The sequence below is a fragment of the Klenkia taihuensis genome (genome assembly GCF_900112525.1).
Classification (GTDB): domain Bacteria; phylum Actinomycetota; class Actinomycetes; order Mycobacteriales; family Geodermatophilaceae; genus Klenkia; species Klenkia taihuensis.
Map to the genome: position 1 here is coordinate 713,107 of NZ_FOMD01000003.1, position 21,964 is coordinate 735,070.

The 21,964-nt window shown below is 75.1% G+C and carries 17 protein-coding genes and 2 pseudogenes; 16 read left to right on the top strand and 3 right to left on the bottom strand.

Features of this window, described 5'->3' with window-relative positions:
* Positions 1-158 precede the first annotated feature (158 nt).
* The 16 genes and pseudogenes from BM158_RS15600 to BM158_RS15675 all read left to right on the top strand — a co-directional run bounded on the left by BM158_RS15600 (position 159) and on the right by BM158_RS15675 (position 17,767).
* The gene (locus tag BM158_RS15600) at positions 159-1,955 is read left to right on the top strand and encodes an FAD-dependent oxidoreductase (protein ID WP_091560909.1); all 1,797 of its coding nucleotides are present in this window, start codon (positions 159-161) and stop codon (positions 1,953-1,955) included.
* Positions 1,952-2,821 (top strand): intradiol ring-cleavage dioxygenase, encoded by an 870-nt coding sequence (locus BM158_RS15605; protein ID WP_091560912.1) that lies wholly within the window; start codon positions 1,952-1,954, stop codon positions 2,819-2,821. The genes BM158_RS15600 and BM158_RS15605 overlap by 4 nt, the downstream gene beginning before the upstream one ends.
* Positions 2,818-3,882, top strand: a complete 1,065-nt coding sequence (locus tag BM158_RS15610) for a maleylacetate reductase (protein WP_091560915.1) — start codon at positions 2,818-2,820, stop codon at positions 3,880-3,882. The genes BM158_RS15605 and BM158_RS15610 overlap by 4 nt, the downstream gene beginning before the upstream one ends.
* A 145-nt stretch (positions 3,883-4,027) precedes the next feature.
* Entirely contained in the window at positions 4,028-4,747 is a 720-nt protein-coding gene (locus BM158_RS15615) for an ANTAR domain-containing protein (protein WP_091560918.1), read from the top strand.
* A 243-nt stretch (positions 4,748-4,990) separates the two neighbouring features.
* The gene (locus tag BM158_RS15620) at positions 4,991-5,809 is read left to right on the top strand and encodes a DUF2382 domain-containing protein (RefSeq protein WP_091560920.1); all 819 of its coding nucleotides are present in this window, start codon (positions 4,991-4,993) and stop codon (positions 5,807-5,809) included.
* 32 nt (positions 5,810-5,841) lie between these two features.
* Positions 5,842-6,576, top strand: coding sequence for a mechanosensitive ion channel family protein (locus BM158_RS15625; RefSeq protein ID WP_229827371.1), 735 nt, complete (start codon positions 5,842-5,844; stop codon positions 6,574-6,576).
* Positions 6,577-6,643: 67 nt separating this feature from the next.
* Positions 6,644-6,802: pseudogene (locus tag BM158_RS22865) on the top strand (hypothetical protein); the annotation flags it as partial.
* Between the two features lie 52 nt (positions 6,803-6,854).
* The gene (locus BM158_RS22730; protein WP_165628961.1) at positions 6,855-7,049 is read left to right on the top strand and encodes a DUF2382 domain-containing protein; all 195 of its coding nucleotides are present in this window, start codon (positions 6,855-6,857) and stop codon (positions 7,047-7,049) included.
* Positions 7,050-7,160: 111 nt separating this feature from the next.
* Entirely contained in the window at positions 7,161-8,024 is an 864-nt protein-coding gene (locus BM158_RS15635) for a TetR/AcrR family transcriptional regulator (RefSeq protein WP_191328509.1), read from the top strand.
* Between the two features lie 120 nt (positions 8,025-8,144).
* Positions 8,145-9,905 carry a PAS domain-containing protein gene (locus tag BM158_RS22475; RefSeq protein ID WP_091560929.1) on the top strand — a complete coding sequence of 587 codons (1,761 nt, stop codon included), beginning with the start codon at positions 8,145-8,147 and terminating at the stop codon, positions 9,903-9,905.
* Positions 9,906-10,069: 164 nt separating this feature from the next.
* Positions 10,070-10,652 (top strand): annotated as a pseudogene (locus BM158_RS22480) (PP2C family protein-serine/threonine phosphatase).
* 133 nt (positions 10,653-10,785) lie between these two features.
* The gene (locus tag BM158_RS22735) at positions 10,786-11,766 is read left to right on the top strand and encodes a helix-turn-helix transcriptional regulator (protein WP_207506632.1); all 981 of its coding nucleotides are present in this window, start codon (positions 10,786-10,788) and stop codon (positions 11,764-11,766) included.
* A 93-nt stretch (positions 11,767-11,859) separates the two neighbouring features.
* Positions 11,860-14,511: an ATP-binding protein gene (locus BM158_RS15660; protein ID WP_091560939.1), complete on the top strand. Its 2,652-nt coding sequence runs from the start codon at positions 11,860-11,862 to the stop codon at positions 14,509-14,511.
* Between the two features lie 118 nt (positions 14,512-14,629).
* A complete protein-coding gene (locus BM158_RS15665) occupies positions 14,630-15,832 on the top strand; it encodes an iron-containing alcohol dehydrogenase (RefSeq protein WP_091560942.1) in 1,203 nt (400 codons plus the stop codon).
* On the top strand, positions 15,829-17,127 hold the full coding sequence (locus BM158_RS15670) for a sensor histidine kinase (protein WP_131802066.1): 1,299 nt from the start codon (positions 15,829-15,831) through the stop codon (positions 17,125-17,127). Before BM158_RS15665 ends, BM158_RS15670 begins: the two co-directional genes overlap by 4 nt.
* Complete coding sequence (locus tag BM158_RS15675; protein ID WP_091560946.1) at positions 17,120-17,767, top strand: MadR family response regulator transcription factor; 648 nt, start codon at positions 17,120-17,122, stop codon at positions 17,765-17,767. The genes BM158_RS15670 and BM158_RS15675 overlap by 8 nt, the downstream gene beginning before the upstream one ends.
* Here the strand turns inward: BM158_RS15675 and BM158_RS15680 are convergent.
* The 3 genes from BM158_RS15680 to mdo all read right to left on the bottom strand — a co-directional run bounded on the left by BM158_RS15680 (position 17,760) and on the right by mdo (position 21,842).
* The gene (locus BM158_RS15680) at positions 17,760-19,265 is read right to left on the bottom strand and encodes a VWA domain-containing protein (protein WP_091560948.1); all 1,506 of its coding nucleotides are present in this window, start codon (positions 19,263-19,265) and stop codon (positions 17,760-17,762) included. The two genes, BM158_RS15675 and BM158_RS15680, sit on opposite strands and share 8 nt — an antisense overlap.
* Positions 19,265-20,479, bottom strand: a complete 1,215-nt coding sequence (locus BM158_RS15685) for an AAA family ATPase (protein WP_091560952.1) — start codon at positions 20,477-20,479, stop codon at positions 19,265-19,267. Before BM158_RS15685 ends, BM158_RS15680 begins: the two co-directional genes overlap by 1 nt.
* A gap of 70 nt (positions 20,480-20,549) precedes the next feature.
* On the bottom strand, positions 20,550-21,842 hold the full coding sequence (mdo, locus tag BM158_RS15690; RefSeq protein ID WP_091560956.1) for an NDMA-dependent methanol dehydrogenase: 1,293 nt from the start codon (positions 21,840-21,842) through the stop codon (positions 20,550-20,552).
* Positions 21,843-21,964: the final 122 nt, after the last annotated feature.

Consider the following 21,964-nt stretch of genomic DNA (forward strand, 5'->3'; position numbering starts at 1 on the left):
GGGCTGTCAATCGGTCGGTGCACGGCCGTTGCACAGCCGTGACCTGGTGCGGCCGGGCCGTTGACGTGGTGCGCGCCACCCGTTTCACTGCACCGATGTCACCGCTGGACGAAGCGGTGTTCGTCTGCCGAAGCCGTCCTGCCGTGGAGGAAGCACCCATGACCGTCAGCGCCGCTGCGACCCCGACGTCCCCGCCCGGCGGTCCGGTCCCGGTCGACACCGACGTCCTGGTCGTCGGCAGCGGGCCCGCCGGCTCGGCGGCCGCTCTCGCCCTGGCCACCTACGGGGTGCGGACGCTGGTCATCACCAAGTACGGCCGGCTGGCCGACACCCCCCGCGCGCACATCACCAACCAGCGCACGATGGAGGTGCTGCGCGACCTCGGTGTCGAGGAGGAGGTCGCCGCCGAGGCCGCCCCGCAGGAGCTGATGGGCAACCTCGTCTACTGCACCTCCATCGCCGGCGAGGAGCTCGGCCGCCTGCACAGCTGGGGCACCCGCCCCGACCGGCTGGCCGACTACACCGCCGCCTCCCCCACCCGCATCTGCGACATGCCGCAGGACCTGATGGAGCCGGTGCTGCTGCACAACGCGCAGTCCCGCGGGGCGAAGGTCCGCTTCGACACCGAGTACCTGTCGCTGACCCAGGACGACGACGGGGTCACCGTGCGGGTCCGGGACCGGGTGCGCGGCGACGAGTACGACATCCGGGCCCGCTACGTCATCGGCGCCGACGGCGGCCGGTCCCAGGTCGCCACCGACATCGGGTTGCCGCTGGACGGCCAGATGGGGGTCGGCGGGTCCATCAACATCGTCTTCGAGGCCGACCTCACCCACCTGGTCGCCGACCGCCCGTCGGTCCTCTACTGGGTGCTGCAGCCCGGCGCCGACGTCGGCGGCATCGGCGCGGGCCTGGTGCGCATGGTCCGGCCGTGGCACCGCTGGCTCATCGTGTGGGGCTACGACATCAACGGTCCGGCGCCGGACCTCACCGAGGAGTACGCGCTGTCGATCGTGCGCAAGCTCATCGGCGACGACGACGTCCCCGTGCGCATCGAGTCCTCCTCCGCCTGGACGGTCAACCACCTCTACGCCGAGCAGTACTCCTCGGGCCGGGTCTTCTGCGCCGGCGACGCCGTCCACCGGCACCCGCCGTCGAACGGGCTGGGCTCCAACACCTCCATCCAGGACTCCTACAACCTGGCGTGGAAGCTCGCCGCGGTCATCAAGGGCCAGGCCGGCCCCGGTCTGCTGGAGACCTACTCGGTCGAGCGCTCCCCCGTCGGCAAGCAGATCGTCGACCGGGCGAACCAGTCCATCGGCGACACCGCCCGGATCTTCGACGCCCTGGGCCTGCTGTCCACCGAGGACCCGGAGGAGATGGTCGCCCACATGGCCGCCCGCACCGAGGCGACGCCGGAGGCGGAGAAGCAGCGGGCGGCGCTGCGCGAGGCCATCGCGTTCAAGGACTACGAGTTCAACTGCCACGGCGTGGAGATGGACCAGCGCTACGCGTCGGCCGCCGTCGTCCCCGACGGCACGCCGCCCGAGGAGCCCACCCGCGACCCGGAGCTGTACTCGCACGCCACCTCGCGCCCCGGCGCGAAGCTGCCGCACGCCTGGCTGACCGCCGACCACCGCCGTCAGGTCTCGACGCTGGACCTGGTCGGGCACGGCCGGTTCACCGTCGTCACCGGCATCGGCGGCGAGGGCTGGGTGTCCGCGGCCGGGACCGTCGGCGCCGACCTCGGCCTGGAGGTGGCGACGGCGCTGATCGGCCCCGGCCGGGCGCACGACGACCTGTACGGCGACTGGGCCCGCGTCCGCGGCGTCGCCGACGGCGGCGCCCTGCTGGTGCGCCCCGACGGCTACGTCGCGGCCCGCTGGGCACAGCCCGCCGAGGACCCGGCCGCCGCGCTCGGCGAGGCCCTGCGCACCGTGCTGGACCGGGCATGACCGGAGAGCTGTTCAGCGAGGAGCGCTCGGCCGAGGTCGTCGCCGGGAGCTTCGCCGGCACGCCCGACCCCCGGCTGCGCCAGGTGATGACGTCGCTCGTGCGGCACCTGCACGACTTCGTCAAGGACGTCGAGCTCACCGAGGAGGAGTGGGGGGCCGCGATCGACTTCCTCACCCGCACCGGGCAGACCTGCACCCCGGTGCGGCAGGAGTTCATCCTGCTGTCGGACGTCCTGGGGGTCTCGATGCTGGTCGAGACCATCAACCACCGCACCGGCGGCACGGCCACCGAGTCCACCGTGCTGGGCCCCTTCCACATGGTCGCCTCCCCGCCGCGGGAGCTGGGCGACGACATCGCCCTGGACGGCAAGGGCACCCCCTGCCTGGTGTCCGGGCAGGTCACCGGGCAGGACGGCGAACCGCTGGCCGGCGCCACGGTGGACGTCTGGCAGACCAACGAGGACGGCTTCTACGACGTCCAGCAGCCCGACGTCCAGCCGCCGGGCAACCTGCGCGGGATCTTCACCACCGACGACGACGGCCGGTTCTGGTTCCGCTCGGTGGTGCCGCGCTTCTACCCGATCCCCGACGACGGCCCGGTCGGTCGGCTGCTGGCCGCCACCGGCCGGCACCCCAACCGCCCGGCGCACCTGCACTTCATCGCCGAGGCCGCCGGGCACCGGCCGGTCACCACCCACGTCTTCGTCGCCGACTCCCCCTACCTGGACTCCGACGCGGTCTTCGGCGTCAAGGACTCCCTGGTCCGCGACACCCCCGAGGTCGACGACCCGGAGCGGGCACGGGAGCTGGGGCTGCCCAACCCCTTCCGCACCCTGACCTTCGACCTGTCCCTGCTGCGGGCATGAGGTCCTTCACCTACGCCGCGCTGCCGATGCGGGTGGTGTTCGGCCCGGGGTCCATCGCGCAGCTGCCCGACGAGGTCGCCGCCCTCGGCCTCACCCGCGTCCTGGTGCTGTGCTCCCCCGAGCAGGAGGAGACCGGCCGGCAGGTCGCCGCCGCCCTGGGCGACCGCGCCGCCGGCGTGCTCGCCGAGGCGCGCATGCACGTGCCGGTCGAGGTGGCCCGCGCCGCCCGCGACCGCGCCGCCGAGCTGGGCGCCGACGGCTGCGTGGCCGTCGGCGGCGGCTCGGCCGTCGGGCTGGGCAAGGCCGTCGCCCTCGAGCACGGCCTGCCCGTCATCGCCGTGCCCACCACCTACGCCGGTTCGGAGATGACCCCGGTGTGGGGACTGACCGAGGGAGGGGCCAAGCGCACCGGCCGCGACCGGCGGGTGCTGCCGGTGTCGGTGGTCTACGACCCCGAGCTGACCACCACCCTGCCGGTGGGGATGTCGGTGACCAGCGGCATCAACGCCCTCGCCCACGCCGTGGAGGGCCTGTACGCACCGGACGCCACGCCCATCGTGTCGCTGATGGCCGCCGACGGCGCCCGCGCCCTGCTCGGCGCCCTCCCCCGGCTCGTCGCCGACCCGGCCGACCTCGACGCCCGCGGCGACGCCCAGTACGGCGCCTGGCTGTGCGGCGCCGTCCTCGGGGCGACGACCATGTCGCTGCACCACAAGCTCTGCCACGCCCTGGGTGGCACCCTCGACCTCCCGCACGCACCCACCCACACCGTCGTCCTGCCGCACGCCCTGGCCTACAACGCGCCGGCCGCACCCGAGGCCGCGGCCGCCGTGTCCGCGGCGCTGGGCGGCGCGGCCGACCCGGCGCGGGCGTTGTGGGACCTGGTCGGGGACCTGGGCGCCCCGCGGTCCCTCGCCGAGCTCGGCATGGCCGCGTCCGACGTCGACCGCATCGCCGACCAGGTGCTGGCCGCGCCCTACGGCAACCCTCGCGAAGTCACCCGCGAGGGTCTGACCGCGCTGCTGCAGCGGGCCTGGGCGGGCGGGCCCCCGGCCGCCTGACGCACGACCCGGCAGGCCCCCCCGTCGGCCGGGGGGACGAACCCGCGATCGCCGCCCCCGTTTGCGGGACGACGGCTCCCGGAACAGGGTGGTGGGGTCAACGACGTCGCACCCGGGGAGCGCCGTGCCCGACCGAGGTCCCGGGGTGGACGAGCACGGCCCGTCCGGTGTCCGCGACAGGTTCTGCGACGCACTGGCCGCCGGTGCCCACGCCGCCGACGCGTCGCCGCGGCTCGCCGACCGTCTGTGCGCGGCGTGCGTGGGGGTGCTGCCCTTCGCCGGCGCCGGCCTGAGCTTCGGGTTCCGGGTCGACGGGCGGTTGCCCCTGGGGGCCAGCGACGCGGTGGCCGCGACCGCCGAGCGGCTGCAGTTCACCACCGGCACCGGGCCGTGCTCCACGGCCCAGCGCACCCGCTCGGAGGTCGTCGTCTCGGAGCAGGAGATCGGCGACCGGTGGCCGGGCTACGCCGCACGCCTGCGCGAGCACACCACCTACCGGAGCGCGGTCGCCGTGCCGGTGGGCGGCCCGCTCGCCGGGGCCGTGGTGCTCGACCTGTACAGCACCCGCCCGGACCGGCCCGCCGCCGGCCTCCTGGAGGACGTGCGCACCGTCGCCGCCGTCGTCGGCGAGGAGCTGGCCACCGTCCTCGGCGCCGGCGACCGCCCCGCGCTGGGGCTGCCCGATGCGCTGCAGACCGCCGCCGTCGCCGCGCGGCAGCAGGTCTGGGTGGCCGTGGGCGCCCTGGCCCAGCGCCAGGGCACCGACGCCGCCGGCGCCCTCGCCCTGCTGCGCGGGCTGGCGTTCGCCCACGACCTGGACCTGGAGACCGCCGCGGACCGCGTGGTCCGCGACGAGCTGGGCTGAGGGCCACCCGCGAGCCGGCCGGCGGGCACGCCGGGCGGCGTGCGGCACCGTCCGGTTCCTGTACGTCGTAAGAAATCTTCGACGGAACCGGTTTTACGCCGTACGAACCCGGGCACCCGCCCTGTCAACCGGTCGAGTTGAGATCGCAGCTCCCGGTGACCGGACGGCTCAGCCGCCACGTCCCAGCCTCCTGGACCACCCCGCACCGGGGTGCCCTCGGGCTGCCCTCCCCAAGGAGAACCAGTGATCACCGAGCAGGACATCACCACCGTCATCGGCGCCACCGCCGTCGACAGCGACGGCGACAAGATCGGCACCGTCTCCGAGGTCTACCTCGACGACCAGTCCGGTCGTCCCGAGTGGGCCACCGTGAAGACCGGCCTGTTCGGCACCAAGGAGACCTTCGTCCCGCTGGCCCAGGCCCAGCTGTCCGGGGAGGAGCTCCGCTTCCCGTACGACAAGGCCACCGTCAAGGACGCCCCGACCATCGAGGCCGAGGGCCACCTGTCCCCCGCCGAGGAGAGCGAGCTCTACCGCTACTACGGCATCGCCGACGGCACCGCCGGCGACCGCGGCACCACCGACGCGACCGCGGGCACCACCGCCCCCCGCCCCGGTGTCGCCGACGACCGCCGCGAGGGCACCGTCGGGCACGACACCTCCGGGCCCACCACCGACGACGCCATGACCCGCTCCGAGGAGCGGCTGCAGGTCGGCACCGAGGCCGTGGAGACCGGTCGGGCCCGGCTGCGCAAGCACGTGGTCACGGAGAACGTCACCCGCACGGTCCCGGTCTCCCACGAGGAGGTCCGCATCGAGCGCGAGCCCATCACCGACGCCAACCGCGGCGACGCCCTCGACGGCCCCGCGCTGTCGGAGGAGGAGCACGAGGTCACCCTGCACGCCGAGCGCCCCGTGGTGGCCAAGGAGACCGTCCCCGTCGAGCGCGTGCGGCTGTCCACCGAGACCGTCACCGACCAGGCGCAGGTCAGCGAGCAGGTCGCGCACGAGGAGATCGAGCAGGTCGAGGGCGACGTCCGCCGCACCGACCGCGACCGCTGACCCCCTCCCCCACCCCCAGATCGGAGATCCCCGTGTCGTCGCTCCGCGACTCCTTCACCACCCTGCTGGACACGGTCGTCCAGTTCCTGCCCAAGCTGGTCGGCTTCCTGCTGATCCTGGTCATCGGCTACGTCATCGCCAAGGCCCTGCAGAAGATCATCGACAAGGTCCTCGAGAAGGTCGGCTTCGACCACGCCGTCGAGCGCGGCGGCATCAAGAAGGCCCTCGCCCGCTCCCAGTACGACGCCTCGGACATCCTGGCCCGGATCGTCTTCTACGCCGTGATGCTCTTCGTGCTGTCCACCGCGTTCGGCGTCTTCGGGCAGAACCCGATCAGTGACTACCTGTCGGCGATCATCGGCTACCTGCCCAAGGTGTTCGTGGCCATCCTCATCCTGGTCATCGCCTCCGCCATCGCCGCCGGCGCCAAGCTGCTGGTCCAGAACACCCTCGGCGGGCTGTCCTACGGCCGCATCCTGGCCAACGTGGCCTCGACCGTGATCCTGGCCCTGGGCGTGATCGCCGCTCTCGACCAGCTCGAGATCGCGCAGAACGTCGTCAACGCCGTCCTCTACGCCACCCTGGCCGCCGTCGTCGGCATCGCCGTGGTCGCGATCGGCGGCGGTGGCATCGCCCCCATGCGCCAGCGGTGGGAGTCCACCCTCGCCAAGGTCGAGGCCGAGGCCCCCGACGCCCGGCGCGAGGTGCAGAGCACCGGCTCCCCGGTCGACGCCGTCCGCACCGAGGCGCAGCGCTACACCACCTGACCCACCCCGCGGCGGGGCACACCGGGTCCGCCCGGGGTGCCCCGCCGCTCCCCGTCGAGGAGCAGACATGGACCGCCCGTCCCGCACCGAGGACGACCGACCCGCACCACTCGTCCGGTCCGAGGAACGGCTCGAGGTCAGCACCGAGGCCGTGCCCGTCCGCCGGGCCGTGCTGCGCGTCCGGACCACCACCGAGCAGGTCATGGTGCCGGTGACCGTCACCCGCCAGCACGCCTACCTGGGAGCACCTGGACGTCGACCCCGGCACCGCTGTGCCGGTGCCGACCGCGGAGCTGCTGACCGGGGCCACCGGCGACTGGGTGGTGCTCACCCAGGACGAGCCCGTCGTCACCACGCGCCCCGTCCCCGTCGAACGGGTCCGGCTGGTCACGGAGTGGGTGACCGGGACGCAGGAGGTGACCGCCACCCTGGCGCACGAGGAGGTCGTGCAGGATCTCCCCCGCCGACCCTGACCGGGTGCTCCGCCCGGGTGGGTGCCCTCACGCTTGCGCCGGCGGGTGCGGGGGCAGACCCCGTGCGGGGTCGTGGGACCGCGACCCCGGCGACGAGGCGGGAGGGGCACCATGCCGGGACCGGACGAGCCCTCCGGCGAGACCGCCGACACGCCGGTCGGGGCCCGGGACGTCGGGGCCACGATCAGCGGCGGCATCACCGCGCCCGACCACCCCGACGACCCGGACCTGCCGGAGAACCGCGATCGCCGACCGGCGCAGGACCCGCCCGGGGTGCGGCCGCTCGGCGCCCGTGAGCCGCTCACCCGCGACCGCATCGTCGCCGCCGCCGTCGACTACGTCGACACCCACGGGCTCCCCGCCCTCACCATGCGACGGCTCGGCGCCCGCCTCGGGGTCGAGGCCATGGCGCTCTACCACTACGTCCCCAGCCGCGACGACCTGCTCGACGCCGTCGTCGAGCGCGTGGTCGACGAGCTCTTCGACGACGCGGAGGTGCACCTCGAACCGGTCCGCGGCTGGCAGGACTACCTCCAGCGCCTCGCCCACGGCGTGCGCCGCAGCGCCCTCGCCCACCCCGCGCTCTTCCCGCTGGTCGCCACCCGGCCGCCGGCCGCGCCGTGGGTGCGGCCCCCGCTGCGCAGCCTCCGGTGGATCGACTCCTTCCTCACGGCGCTGCGCACCCACGGCTTCGACGACGAGCAGACCGTCGTCGCCTACCGGGCCTACACCAGCTTCCTGCTCGGCCACCTGCTGCTGGAGGTCGCCCAGCGCGGCGTCGCCATCAACGCCGTCGACGACCCCCACGGCGCCCGCGACACCCTCCCCGACGACGCGCTCGCCGAGCACCGCGCCATCGTCGACCTCCGCCACCTCCTCGCCCTCGACGAGACCGTCACCGAGTTCGAGGAGTCGCTGGAGAGCCTCATCGAGCGCCTGGACGCGATGGTCAAGGACGGCGCCGACCACCTCTGACCGCACCGGTCCCGCTGCCGCGCGGCCCGCGGTGCTCGACCCGCCCACGGTCGTGCGCGACCATGTCGTGCAGCCCGTGCCGACCTCCGGCGCGGGACGACGGGGAGGACGTGGCGCACAGTGGCGCAGGACGACGGCGCCACCGGAGCCGGCGCGGACCGGCCGTCCCCGGTGACGGCGCTGCCCCGGGTGACGGCGCTGCCGGCGGTCCCCGACCCGGCCTTCGAACGGTTCGCCCGCCTGGTGCGCGACGTCCTCGACGTGCCGACGGCGCTGGTGGCGGTGGTGGCGGCCGACGGCCAGGTCCTCCCCGGCGCCCTGGGGCTGCCCGAGCCGTGGCAGTCCACCCGGTCCACCTCGCTGAGCCACTCGTTCTGCCAGGACGTCGTCGCCTCCGGCCGGCCGCTGGTCCTCACCGACGCCCGCACCGACCCGCAGCGGGCCGGCAGCCTGGCCGTCCGCGAGCTGGGGATGGTCGCCTACGCCGGCGTCCCGCTGGTCGACGCCGCCGGGACCGCCCTGGGCTCGCTGTGCGCGGTCGACCACCGGCCCCGGGCCTGGACCGCCCGTGAGCTCGGCCTGCTGGACGACCTGGCCGGGGCGTGCAGCTCGGAGCTGCAGCTGCGGCTGGAGCGCACCGCCGTCGAGGCCGACCGGTCCCGGGTGACGCTGGCCGACCGGGCGGGCGCGGTGGGCACCTTCGACTGGGACCTGACCGGCACCGCGATGGCCTGGGACTCCCCGCTGCTGGAGATGTTCGGCTACACCGAGGCCGACTTCGAGCCCACGACGGCCTCCTTCTACCGCCGCCTGCACCCCGAGGACGCCGACCGGGTCACCCAGGCCATCACCACCGCGATCGGCACCGGCGGCGAGTTCCACGCCGAGTACCGGATCGTCCTGCCCGGTGGCGACACCCGCTGGGTCCAGGGACGCGGTCAGGTGCTCACCGACACCACCGGCACCCCGGTCCGGTTCATCGGCGCCGCCTACGACACCACCGACGTCCACGACGGCGACGTCCGCGTCGGGCGGCTGCTGACCGCCATGCCCTCGGGCTTCGTGTCCCTGGACCGCGACTGGCGGTTCACCCTGCTCAACCCGGCGGCCGAGGCGCTGCTGGGCCGCAGCCAGGCCGAGCTGCTGGGGCGCACGATCTGGGAGGCGTTCCCCGACACCGCCGGCAGCGAGTTCGAGCGCGGCTACCGCGCCGCGGTGGCCACCCAGCAGCCGCAGACCGTGCACGCCCACTACCCGCCCCCGCTGGACGCCTGGTACGACGTGCTGTGCTGGCCCAGCCCCGACGGGCTGTCGCTGTTCTTCACCGACGTCACCGACCGCGCCCGCAGCGATGCCCAGGCCGCGGCGTCCACCGCCCGGCTGGCGCTGCTGGCCAGCATCGCCGACGCACTCGGCGGCGGCACCGAGCTGCCCGACGTCCTCGCCGGTCTCCCCCGGCTGCTGGTGCCCGCCGTCGCCGACGCCTGCGTGCTGACCGTGCTTGGCCCCGACGGCCGGGCGCGCGACCTGGGGTACTGGCACGCCGACCCCGGTGCCCGGGCCCACCTCGCCGGGTACGTCAGCAGCCGGGCCGTCGAGCTGTCCGCCGGCACGCCCCTGGCCCAGGTCCTGCACGACGGACGCACCCGCCATCTGGCTCCGGGCCGGACCGCCCCGCTGGCCCGCACGGCGCAGGCCCGGCAGCACCTGGACGCCCTCGGGCCGGTGCGCGCCACGCTCGTCCCGCTGTCGGCGCAGTCGGGCACCACCGGGGTGCTGACCCTGCTCAGCGCCGCCGACCGGCCGCAGGACCGGGAGATGGAGGCCATCACCGCCGACGTCGCCGACCGATCGGCGCGGCCATCGAGACCGACCGGCTGACCCGCACCCGCGCCCAGCTCGCGATGGCCCTGCAGCGCAGCCTGCTCACCGCCCCGCCGGAGCCCGACCACGCCCAGGTCGTCGTCCGGTACCTGCCGGCCGTCGAGGCCGCCCAGGTCGGCGGCGACTGGTACGACGCGTTCCTGCAGCCCGACGGCACGACCATGATCGTGATCGGCGACGTCGTCGGGCACGACACGGAGGCCGCGGCCTCCATGGGCGCCCTGCGGGGCCTGCTGCGGGGCATCGTCACCTACTCCGGCGCCGGCCCGGCCGAGGTGCTGCGCGGGCTCGACAAGTCGATCCAGGTGCTCGAGGTGGGCACCCTCGCCACCGCCGCGGTCGCCCGCCGTCGTGCTGCACACCGACGGCAGCCACCAGGTCCTCGCGCCGTGGCGCGGTGAGCTGCTGCTGGGGCTCGACCCCGACACCCCGCGTACCGAGCAGGTCACCGTCCTGGAACGGGGAGCCACCGTCCTGCTGTTCACCGACGGGCTCATCGAGAGGCGCGACGCCGACCTCGACGACGGCCTGACCCGCCTCACCGGCGCCCTGGGCGACCTCGCCGACGCGTCGCTCGACGAGCTGTGCGACGGCATCGTCGAGCGCCTCGTCCACGGCCGGCCCGACGACGACGTCGCCCTCGTCGCGGTCCGCCTGCACCGGCAGGACCGCCCCCGCCCCCTCGAAGCGGGACCCGCGCACGTGCCCCCGGGCGTGTCGCCGCCGAGCCACCCGGCCCAGTGAGCGCGGGGCGCGTCGCCCACCAGCGCCAGCGCCGTTCACCCCCACCGGGGCCCGCGTCCCGGGTCGACAGGGGCGCCCGGGAGGCGTTGGCTGGGGCCTCCGGTCCCACCGCCGGCCGGACGGGAGGGCAGGGATGCAGACCGCAGCGATCGGCCCCCGGGCGACCTTCTCCACCGGCGACCCCGACGAGATGGCCGCCTTCCTCACCCGCTCCTACGGGACCACCGTGCGGCTGGGCCGGACCCGGGAGCCCCACCGGCTCAGCCACCACCGGGCCGCGGCCGGCCACGTGGCGCTGGACACCGTCCGCAGCAGCGGGTTCGCCGCCGACGCCGGACCGACCGGGCACCTGGTGGTGGTCGTCGTCGACACCGGGTCGATCACCCGCCGCACCGGGGGCCGCAGCCGGGACTACGGCCCCGGTGACGTCTTCGTGGCCGCCCGGCCGTCCGGCGACGTCGCCGCGGAGTGGCGGGGCTCCCCGGCCGCAATCCGGGCGCTCGTGCTCGACGCCGCCCTCGTCGCCGCCGTCACCGGCGCCGCACCCGAGCAGGTCGCGACGATGGCCGTCGATACCGACCGGCCCGCCGGCGCGGCCGCCGCGCGGCGGTTCCACCAGGCTCTCGCCTTCGCCACCACCACGGTCCTCCACGACGAACCCGCCGCACCCCGCACCGCAGCACCGCCCCTGCTGGTCGACGCCGTGGCGCGGACCCTGGCCGCGACCGTGCTGACCGTGTTCGACAGCAGCCTCGTCCCCGCGCACCGGACCGCCGACGCCGCCGACGCCCGCCCCGAGACCCTGCGCCGGGCGGTCGCCTACATCGAGTCCGGGCCGCACCTGCCCATGGGCCTCGCCGACATCGCCCGCGCCGCCTACGTCACCCCCCGGGCGGTCCAGCTGGCCTTCCGCAAGCACCTGGACTGCACCCCGCTGGAGTACCTGCGCCGCGTCCGGCTGGCCGCGGCCCACCAGGAGCTGGTGGACGCCGAGCCCGGCGACGGCACCACCGTCACCGCCGTCGCCCAGCACTGGGGCATGGACGGCGGCCGGTTCGGCCAGACCTACCGGGCCGCCTACGGGGTCCCGCCCAGCCGCACCCTCGGCGACTGAGGTCGCCCTACCGCCGCGCGCGGTGCGCGGGGCTGGCAAGCTGGGGGCCCGATGCAGACCACCGTCGGGGCGACCGGAGGAGCACGCGCGTCGATGCCAGGGCACCGCACCGCCTCGCCCAGCGAGCTGTTCGACGGTGGCGGGGAGGCCGGCCGCCTGATGGCCGAGCTCGACTGGGCGGCGACCGGGGTCGGCGCGGTCGACGAGTGGCCGGCCAGCCTCCGGTTCGCCGTGCGGACCGTCCTGGCCTCCCGGTTCCCCATGGTGCTCACCTGGGGTCCGGGGTTCCTGCAGTTCTACAACGACGCCTACGCGCCCCTCATCGGCGCCAAGCACCCGGCCATCGGGGCGGACATCCGGGACACCCTCGCCGAGGGCTGGGACGCCCTCGCCGGCCCGGTCGAGCACGCGATGACCACCCGGGAGGCCTCCTGGTTGCCTCGCCTGCCCCTGCTGCTCGAGCGGGACGGCTACCGCGAGGAGACCTACTTCACCGTCTCCCACGCCCCGGCGTTCGGCGACGACGGCTCGGTGGCGGGCATGCACGCGGTCTGCACCGAGGTCACCGCCGAGGTCCTGGCCGAGCGCCGCCAGGAGGTGCTGAGCGCGCTGACCGCGACCGGTGACGACCTGGCCGACGAGGAGGTGACGGCGGCCAGGCTGTGCGCCGCGCTCGCCGTCGACGCCCTGGACATCCCCTTCGCCGGGGTGTGGCTGGCCCGCGACGGCCGGCTGCGGCGCGTGGCCACCGTGGGCTGCCCGGCGGACGCCCTGCCCGCCACCGCGGCGCTGGCCGACCTGCCCACCGACGTGTCCGCCCTCGGCCTGGCCGGCGGCCTGTGGGCCGACCCGGTCCGCGACGCCGTCGTCCTGCCCCTGCACTCCCCCGGCGGCGACGAGGTGGCCGGCGCCCTGCTGCTCGCCGTCACCCCCGCCCGGCGGCTGGACGACGACCTGCGGGACCACCTGTCGCTGGTGGCGAGCCAGTTCGCCGCGGCGCTGGCCGTCAGCCAGGCCTTCGCCGCCGAGCACCGGCGGGCCGAGGCCCTCGCCGAGCTCGACCGCGCCAAGACCGCCTTCTTCTCCGACATCAGCCACGAGCTGCGCACCCCCCTGACGCTGCTGCTCGGCCCGCTGGGCGACGTCCTCGCCGACACCGGTGCGCAGCTGGGCGCCCCGGTGCGCGAGGAGCTGGCCGTGGCCCTGCGCAACGGCCAGCGGCTGGAGCGCCTCGTCGACGACGTGATGGACGTCGTCCGGCTGGAGGCCGGCGCCGTGGTGCTCGACCCGCACCCGGTGGACCTGGCCGCCTACACCGCGGAGCTCGCCGGGGTGCTGCGCGCGGCCGCCGAGCGCGCCGGGCTCGTCCTGGACGTCGACTGCCCGCCGCTGCCCTCGCCGGTGCTGGTCGACCCGCGGGTGTGGGAGAAGGTCGTGCTGAACCTCGTGGCCAACGCGGTGAAGTACACCTTCGTGGGCCGCATCGACGTCCGCCTGCGCGCGGCCCCCGGCGGCCCGGACGAGCGGCCGGCCGAGCTCCCGGTCGAGCTGTCGGTGCGCGACACCGGCATCGGCATCCCCGCCGCCGAGCTCGACCGCGTCTTCGACCGGTTCCACCGGGTGCTGGACGCCCAGGCCCGCACGCGGGAGGGCACCGGCATCGGGCTGAGCCTGGTCCGCGACCTGGTGCGCGAGCTGGGCGGCCGGGTCGGGGTGGCCAGCGCCCCCGGGGAGGGCAGCACCTTCACCGTGCAGGTCGCCCTCCCGGTCGCCGGGGAGCCGGCCGAGGGGCGCGCGCCCTCCGCGGCGGCCCGCGGGACCGCCGCGGCGTGGGAGCGCGACATGGCCGCACCGGCGGACGACGACCCGGGCCGGTCGGTGCTGGTCGTCGACGACAACGCCGACATGCGCGACTACCTGACCCGGCTGCTCTCCCCCCGGTTCCGGGTCACGGCGGCCGCGAACGGCGAGCAGGCGCTGACGATGATGGCCCGCGCCGTCCCGGACGTGCTGGTCACCGATGTGATGATGCCGCGGGTCGACGGGTTCGACCTCCTGCGCCGGCTGCGCTCGGGACCGGCCACGGCCGACGTCCCGGTGCTGGTGCTCACCGCGCGGGCCGGCCAGGAGGCCGCCGTCGAGACGCTCGGCGCCGGCGCCGACGACCACCTCGCCAAGCCCTTCCGGTCCGACGAGCTGCTCGCCCGGGTGGGCGCGCTGGCGGCCCGCGCGCACCGGCGTCCTCCGGGGGACGCCGCGCCGCCCCGCGCCGCGTCGGCCGGCCGGGCGGTCCCGGAGGGCGGGGCGCCGGACGGCGCGGCCCCGGCCGGCCCGGTCGTCGAGGTCGAGGGCCCCGCCACGACCGGGAGCACCCGGCACGCCCGGTGGCGGCTGACCGCGACCGGCCGGGCGCCGGGCCAGGCCCGGGCGCGCACCAGGTCGCTGCTGCAGGACGCCGGTGTCGACCCCGACCAGGCCTACGACCTCCTGGTGGCCGTCGGGGAAGCCGTCACCAACGCGGTCGAGCACGCCCAGCACCCGACCGAGCCCGTCGTGGAGCTGACGGTCGACGTGGACGCGGACACCGTCGTCGCCGTCGTGCGCGACACCGGGCAGTGGCGGGAACGGGTGGCCAGCATGGACCGCGGCCGGGGTTCGACCCTGATGGGCGCCGCGGGCCAGGTGACGGTGGTCCCCGGCCCCCACGGCACCACGGTCACCATCCGCGCCGACCGCCGGGGCTGACCCCCGGGCCCGCGTCGCCGGGGAGGCTCACCACCGGCGCCGCGGTGTGGCCGGCATCACCACATCCGGCGTCGGACGGGCTAGCCTCGGGTGCCGCCGTCGCGAGGAGGGCCCGCCCATGACCGCCGTCCTGAGCACCCCCGAGCGCCCTCCGGCGCCCGCGTCGGCCAGCGGGCCGTTCAGCAAGTACCTGGTCCCCGAGGTCGTGTTCGGCTGGGGTGCGCTGTCCGAGGCCGGCCACGCCGCCCGCCGGCTCGGCGCCCGCCGCCCCTTCGTGGTCACCGACGAGGGCGTGGCCGCCGCCGGCTGGTGGGACGAGCTGGCCGGGCACCTGGCCGCGGCCGGGCTGACCGGCACGGTCTGGCAGGGGATGACGCCTAACCCCAAGGACCACGAGGTGGCGGCCGGGGCACGGGCCTACGCCGAGAGCGGGTGCGACGTCGTCGTCGGGCTCGGTGGCGGGTCGGTCATCGACGCCGCCAAGGCCATCGCGGTGGTGGCCAGCAACGGCGGCGCGATCCTGGACTACGAGGGCGTGGACCGGGTGGGCCTGGCCCTGCCGCCCACGGTCATGTGCCCCACCACCGCCGGCACCGGCGCCGACGTCTCGCAGTTCGCCGTCGTCACCGACACCGGCCGGCGGGTCAAGGCCACCCTGATCGGCCGGGCCCTCGTCCCCGACATCTCGGTCACCGACCCGCGGCTGCTGACCACCATGCCCGACGAGCTGGCCGCCGCCACCGGCCTGGACGCCCTCACCCACGCGGTCGAGGCCTACGTGTCGCGGGCGCACGGCCCGCTGTCCGACGCCCATGCCCTGCACGCGGTGCAGCTGATCGCGGGCAACCTGCGGCGCACGCTGACCCACCCGGACGACGAGGCCGCCCGCACCGCGATGGCGCAGGCCAGCCTGGAGGCGGGCCTGGCCTTCACCAACGCCATCCTCGGCGCCACGCACGCGATGAGCCACCAGGTCGGCGGGCTGCTGGACCTGCCGCACGGCGTGCTCAACGGGGTGCTGCTCCCCCACGTCATGCGGTTCAACGCGCAGCACTCGGCCGAGCGCTTCGTGCCCGTCGCCGCGGCCCTCGGCGTCGACACCACCCGGCTGTCCGCCGGGGCGGCCGCCGACGCCGCCGCGGACGCGGTGGCCGCGCTGGCCGCCGACCTGGGCTGCCCCGCGGGGTTGGCCGAGCTCGGGGTGCGGCCCGCCGACCTGGGCACCCTGGCGGCGAGCACGCTGGCCGACGCCTGCCTGTCCACCAACCCGCGCGACGCCGGCGCCGCCGAGGTCACCGACCTGTTCCGGGCCGCGATGTGACCACCCCCGGCATCACCGAGCTCACCGGCCTGCGCTCCTCCAAGCCCACCTGGTACGCCGAGTACCGGCACACCGCGGAGAAGCTGACCCGGGCGCTGGGCTCGCTGGACCGCATCGCCCAGGTGCTGTCGGCGACCGGCCAGGGCGCCGGTGCGCTGTGCCGGGCGGTGGTCGACGCCACCGCCGAGCACCTCGGCGCGAGCTGGGTGGTGCTGGCGCTGCGCGCGGACGCGCTGCCCCTCGCCCGGCCGCGGCTGGTCGCCCGCGGGCCGGACGGCGACCCGCTGCACGGGCTGGACGACCTGCCCGCCGGCGTGGGCCGGGCGGTGGCCGGGGCGCTGGCCGGCGGCGGGGTCGACCCGCACCTGGACGACGACGGCGCCGTGGTCGTCCCGCTCGTGGTGGACGGCGAGGCCACCGGCGCGCTGGTCGCCTGGGTCGGCCCGCACGCGGCGGCCTCGGCCGCGGACCTGGCCATCCTGCGGATCGTGGGCAACCAGTCGGCCGTCGCCCTGCTCAGCGACCACCTGCTGGCCGGCTCGGAGGCGCTGCGCCGGCAGACCGAGCAGCTCTACGCCGAGGCCGAGCAGCGGGCCCGCGACCTCGCCGAGCGGCACCGCCAGCTGGCCGAGGCCGAGCGCCGGCTGGACGTCGCCGCGCAGCGGGAGGCCGTCGACGTCGAGCGGCACCGGATCGCCCGCGAGCTGCACGACAGCGTCGCCCAGCACGTGCTCTCGGCGGGCATGACGATCGAGTGGTGCCGGCCCGAGGTCGAGCACCACCGCGAGGTCTACGAGCGGCTCGACCACGCCAAGGCGCTCACCCGGGAGGCGGTCGAGCGGCTGCGCGGGGCCATCCACGCGCTGTCGGCCGACCACGAGGACGACCTGCCCGGTCTGCTGGCCCGGCTGCCCGCCGAGCACCCGGTGCCGGGGCTGGCCGTCGCGGTCCGGGTCGAGGGCCGGCCGGTGCCGCTGCCGCCCCCCGCCGCGGAGGCGCTGCACAAGATCGCGACCGAGTGCCTGTTCAACACCACCCGGCACGCCGGCGCCACCCGGTGCACCGTGCGGCTGGCCTACCGGCCCGGCGCGGTGCGGCTGTCGGTCGCCGACGACGGGACCGGCTCCCCGGAGGTGCTGCGCCGCGCGCTGCGCTCCCCCGACGGCCGGCACCACGGGCTGGTGAACATGGCGTCGCGGGCGGCGGAGGTCGGGGCGGTGCTGCGCGTCGGCCGCGCCCGGCTGGGCGGGGTCCGGGTGGACGTCGCCCTGCCCGTGGAGGTGGACGGTGGCTGAGCGCATCAGGCTGGTGGTCGTCGACGACCACGCGATCGTGCGGCAGGGGCTGCGGTCGATCCTGGAGCGGGAGCCCGACATCCGGGTGGTCGGCGAGGCCGCCACCCCCGGCGAGGCGCTGGACCTGGTGGTCCGGGAGCGGCCGCACATCGTGCTGCTGGACCTCAAGCTGTCGGCCGGGTCCGACGTCGAGGGCCTGGCGCTGTGCGGGGAGCTCACCGGCGGCCCGTCGTCCCCGGGGGTGCTGGTGGTGACCACCTTCCTGGACCAGCAGCTGGTGCTGCGCGCGATCCAGGCCGGGGCGCGGGGCTACGTGCTCAAGGACGTCGACGCCACCGCCCTGGTCGCCGCCATCCGGGCGGTGCGGCGCGGGGAGTCGGCCTTCGACAGCCACAGTGCGGCCGCCGTCGTCGCGTCGCTGGCCGCCCCGGCCACGGGCCCGGACGGCACCGACCTCACCGCGCGCGAGCGGGAGGTGCTGGCCCTGCTGGCCCGGGGACTGTCCAACGAGGCGATCGGCCGGGAGCTCTACATCTCGGCGACGACCGCGAAGTTCCACGTGGGCAACGTGCTGCGCAAGCTGTCGGTGTCGCGGCGGGCCGAGGCCGTCTACGCCGGCTCGAAGCTCGGTCTCATCTGACCGCGCGGGTGACCACGTCGGTGGCGAAGCCCTCCAGCGCGGCCATGTCGCGGATGACCTCGACCCGGTCGCACACGTCGGCGTAGGCCGGCAGGTCGCAGCCGCCGAGGGCCCAGGAGTACCTCGGTTCCGGGGTGAGCCAGATCGTCTCGCGGACCCGGCGGGCCAGGTCGGCGAAGACGTCCAGCCGGGGGGCGTTGCCGTTGCCGCGGCCGTCGCCGAGCACCAGCAGCGTCGTCCGGCGGGTGAGGGCCCCGGCGTGCTCGGCGGCGAGCTCCGCGAACACGGTGCCGTAGTCGCTGGTGGCGTCCACGTCGATGACGTCGCCGCCGAAGACCAGGCCCAGCGCGTGCTCCAGGGGGTGCTCGTCGAACAGGTCGGTGATCTCGACGACGTCGTCGACGAAGGCGAAGGTGCGCACCTGCGCGAAGAGGTCCTGCAGGGCGTGCACCACGTGCAGGGTGAACCGGGCCGTCGTGCGCACCGAGAGCGAGACGTCGGCGACGACGACCAGGCGGGGCTTGTCCTCCGCCAGCCGGGTGGTGACCGGCCGGAACGGGACGCCGTCGTACTTCATGTTCGACCGCATGGTCCGGGAGACGTCGACCCGCCCGCGGGGGGTGCGCCGCTTCTTGTGCGTGAGCCCGCCGTGCAGCGAGGTGGCGAGCCGGCGCAGCGACTCCTCGATCCGCGCCCGCTCGGCCTCGGTCACCCGCTGCACCGGTGCCGCGCGCAGCTCGCGCTCCTCGATGGCCAGGTCGGTCATCTCGGCGAGCTTCTGCAGGTGGGCCTTCAGCAGCTCGGGCAGGTCGTCGATCACGCCGGCCAGCTGGCGGCGCAGCACCTCGGCGACCTCGGGGTCCAGGTCGTCGACCGGGTCGGCCAGCCAGTCGCGCAGGGCCTGCTGCTGGGCGACCGACAGCTCGGCGTCCAGCTGGGTGCCCCCGGCCCGCACCAGGTCGCCGGGCAGCCCGGGGTCGTGCAGCCGGCCCACCTCGACCTGCACCTTGTCCTGACCGTCGGCGTTCCCGACCGGCTCGCTGGAGAGCACGATCTGCTGGGTGAGGCTGGCCAGGTCGACCTTGTTGGCCTCCTGGTGCAGGTTGTACTGCTGGGTGAGGTCCTCCGGCCTGAAGTAGTCCCGGATGTCCATCGGCTTGCCGTGGCTGTGGCCCTGCTCGGGTTCGCCGCCGGGTTCCCGGGACCAGGTCATCCGGGTCAGCTCGCCCTCGTCGACCAGGTCGTCGTGGGCGTGGCTGTGTCCCTCGGCGACGTCCGTGACCGCCCGCAGCCCGAAGAACTTCGCGAAGGTGTCGGCGAAGACCTCGGCGTCGCGGCGGTCCTTGAGCAGCGCCGCGCCGAGCGCGGCCTCCAGCGAGGCGCGGTCGCCCACCTCGACGGCGGCCGCGGCGGCGAAGGCGTCCACCGCCTCGGCGGTGGAGATCCGCATGCCGCGCAGCCGCAGCAGCCGGACGAACCGGTGCAGCGCCCCCTCCATCAGACCGGCCGGCGACGGGCGGCGCCCCTGTTGCCGGGGAAGGAGCGGGCCCCCTGGGACGACGTCACCCCGCGCGGGGCGGCCGGGATCTCCCGGGCGCCGCCGGCCTTGTCGCTGCCCGACCCGCTGGCGCGCTGGCCGTAGTACTCGTCGTCGTGCCGGCCCGGGGTGTCCTTGGCCGCGCGCCGCGCCTTGCCGCCGTCGTCGTCCTGCCCGTGGCCGTGGTCGTGGCCGCCGTGGGAGTGGGGGTGCCCGTGGTCGTAGCCGTGGCCGTGCAGGTGGTCGGGGACCACCGCGTTGGGGTCGACCAACCGGGGCAGCGCGGCCCGGGAGCGCTCGACGTCCCGCTCGTACTTGGCGACGACGGAGACGGTGTCGGCCAGCACCTCGGCCTCGAGCTCGGTCACCCCGAGGACGGCGAGGGTGCGCGCCCAGTCGATGGTCTCCGAGATCGACGGCGACTTGCGCAGGTCCAGCCCCCGCAGGCCCCGGACGATCTGGACCAGCTTCTGCGCCGCGACGTCGTCCAGGCCGGTCCCCTTGCTCCGCAGGATCTCCAGCTCGCGCTCGGCGTCGGGGTACTCCAGGAACAGGTGCAGGCAGCGCCGCTTGAGGGCCGCGGACAGGTCGCGGGTGTTGTTGCTGGTCAGGATCACGTAGGGCGGGTGCTCGGCGACGAAGGTGCCGATCTCGGGCACCGACACCTGGTACTCGGCGAGCATCTCCAGCAGCACCGCCTCCAGCGCCTCGTCGGCCCGGTCGACCTCGTCGACGAGCAGCACCACCGGCTCCGGGGACCGGACGGCCTCCAGCAGCGGGCGGGCGGCGAGGAACCGGTCGGAGAAGAAGGCGCTGTCCTGCTCGGCGACCCGCTCGACCGCGCCGGCCATGGTGGTGGTGTCGGCCAGCAGCTCCGCGGTCTTCTCCCGCAGGATCTGGGTGTAGAGCAGCTGCTTGCCGTAGTCCCACTCGTAGAGGGCCTTGGTCTCGTCCTGGCCCTCGTAGCACTGCAGCCGCAGCAGCCGCCGCCCGGTGGCCGCGGCGAGGGTCTTGGCGAGCTCGGTCTTGCCGACCCCCGCCGGCCCCTCGAGCAGCAGCGGCTTGTCCAGCCGGCTCATCACGAAGGTGGTGGTGGCCAGCCGCCGGTCGGTGATGTAGCCGTTCTCGGCGAAGGCACGGGCCACGTCGTCCACGCCGTCGAAGTCATCGGTCATGCGCACGCTCCTCGGGAAGGGGTGGCGGGGGTGCCGGGCAGGCCGGCACCGGCACCCCCGCCGGCTCGGGTCAGGAGAGGAGGTCGTCGAGGTCGCCGGTCATGCAGTGCTCGACCACGGGGCGGACGGTCTCGAAGGTGCACTCCTTGGCGTTGCCCGGCGTGCAGGCGTCGCCGAGGACGTGGTGGGTGATCCGGTCGACGTCCTTGTCGTCCCCGGCGATGACCCCGGCGTTCTCGTAGAACTTCGTGGGGCCCTGGCCCAGCCGGTTCTTCGAGTAGGTGTCGGCCTTGACGTCGACGAAGCGCTCGGTGATGCCGACGTCGCGCAGCAGCCGGATGGCGGCGGCCAGGGCGGCCTCGGCGGCCTGCACGTCGGTCATGCCGTAGGTGTCCACACCCATCGCGGTGGCCAGCTCGGCGAACCGCTTGTACTGGGTGGGCATGTTGAACGCCCAGACCCGCGGCAGCGCGATGGCGTTGTTGAGGCCGTGGTGGGTGTCGTAGAAGGCGCTCACGGCGTGGCTGATCGAGTGGATGATGCCCAGGCCGCCGGAGTTGAAGGCCTGCGCGGCGATGTACTGGGCGTACATCATCCCCTCGCGGCCGGCCAAGTCCTGGCCGTTCCAGACCGCCTGGCGCAGGTTCTCCGCGGTCAGCTTGACCGCGTACAGGGCGTTGCCCAGCGAGGGGGCGAAGTTCAGCCGGCTGACGTAGGGCTCGGAGGCGTGCGCCAGGACGTCGAAGCCGCACTGCGCGGTGTAGTCGACCGGGCAGTCGTAGTAGAGCACCGGGTCGTCGATGGCCAGGGTGGTCACCGAGGTGTCGTCGAAGGCGACGTACTTGTGCGGGTTGTCCGGGTCGGTCGTGGTGTCGGTGATGACGTAGGCCCAGGAGGTCTCCGAACCGGTGCCGGCGGTGGTGGAGACCGCGATGTGCGGCGGGTTCTTGGGGTTCTCGCTCTGGTTGAAGCCCTCGAACTCGTTGACGCTGCGGCCGTCGTGGGCCACCGAGATGCGGGCGCCCTTGCAGGCGTCGTGGCTGGAGCCGCCGCCGATGGAGACGAAGCTGTCGCAGTCGTTCTCCTGGTAGAGCTTGACCGCGTCCATGACGTTGTAGTCCTTGGGGTTGGACTCCACCTTGTCGTAGACCACGACGTCCAGGCCGTGCCACTTCATGGACTCGGCGATCTTCTCCACGATGTTCGTGCCGCGCAGGCCCGACGTCATGATCAGCGACTTCCTGAAGCCGAGCTTCTTGGCCTCCGGGCCGATCAGCTCGTGGGCGCCCGGCCCGAGCATCGCCCGGGGGAACGGGTGGAACTCCTTGATCGGGAACGGCTTGAGCAGTTCTTCGACCTGCATGGCCTGGCCTCCTGCGGCAGCGACGGTGCTGGGGTGGCCGCGAACCTATGGCCGGGGTCACACCGTCCGGGAGTTGCGAGCAGGTGCAACCGGCCGTCCGGACCGGCAGGTCGGCCCGGTCG

Bases quoted from the DNA above. Each gene is read 5' to 3' on its own strand.
- BM158_RS15660 (WP_091560939.1), top strand. From the start codon at position 11,860: ATGCCAGGGCACCGCACCGCCTCGCCCAGCGAGCTGTTCGACGGTGGC.
- BM158_RS15680 (WP_091560948.1), bottom strand. From the start codon at position 19,265: ATGGAGGGGGCGCTGCACCGGTTCGTCCGGCTGCTGCGGCTGCGCGGC.
- BM158_RS15665 (WP_091560942.1), top strand. From the start codon at position 14,630: ATGACCGCCGTCCTGAGCACCCCCGAGCGCCCTCCGGCGCCCGCGTCG.
- BM158_RS15610 (WP_091560915.1), top strand. From the start codon at position 2,818: ATGAGGTCCTTCACCTACGCCGCGCTGCCGATGCGGGTGGTGTTCGGC.
- BM158_RS22735 (WP_207506632.1), top strand. From the start codon at position 10,786: ATGCAGACCGCAGCGATCGGCCCCCGGGCGACCTTCTCCACCGGCGAC.
- BM158_RS15685 (WP_091560952.1), bottom strand. From the start codon at position 20,479: ATGACCGATGACTTCGACGGCGTGGACGACGTGGCCCGTGCCTTCGCC.
- BM158_RS15635 (WP_191328509.1), top strand. From the start codon at position 7,161: ATGCCGGGACCGGACGAGCCCTCCGGCGAGACCGCCGACACGCCGGTC.
- mdo (WP_091560956.1), bottom strand. From the start codon at position 21,842: ATGCAGGTCGAAGAACTGCTCAAGCCGTTCCCGATCAAGGAGTTCCAC.
- BM158_RS15600 (WP_091560909.1), top strand. From the start codon at position 159: ATGACCGTCAGCGCCGCTGCGACCCCGACGTCCCCGCCCGGCGGTCCG.
- BM158_RS15605 (WP_091560912.1), top strand. From the start codon at position 1,952: ATGACCGGAGAGCTGTTCAGCGAGGAGCGCTCGGCCGAGGTCGTCGCC.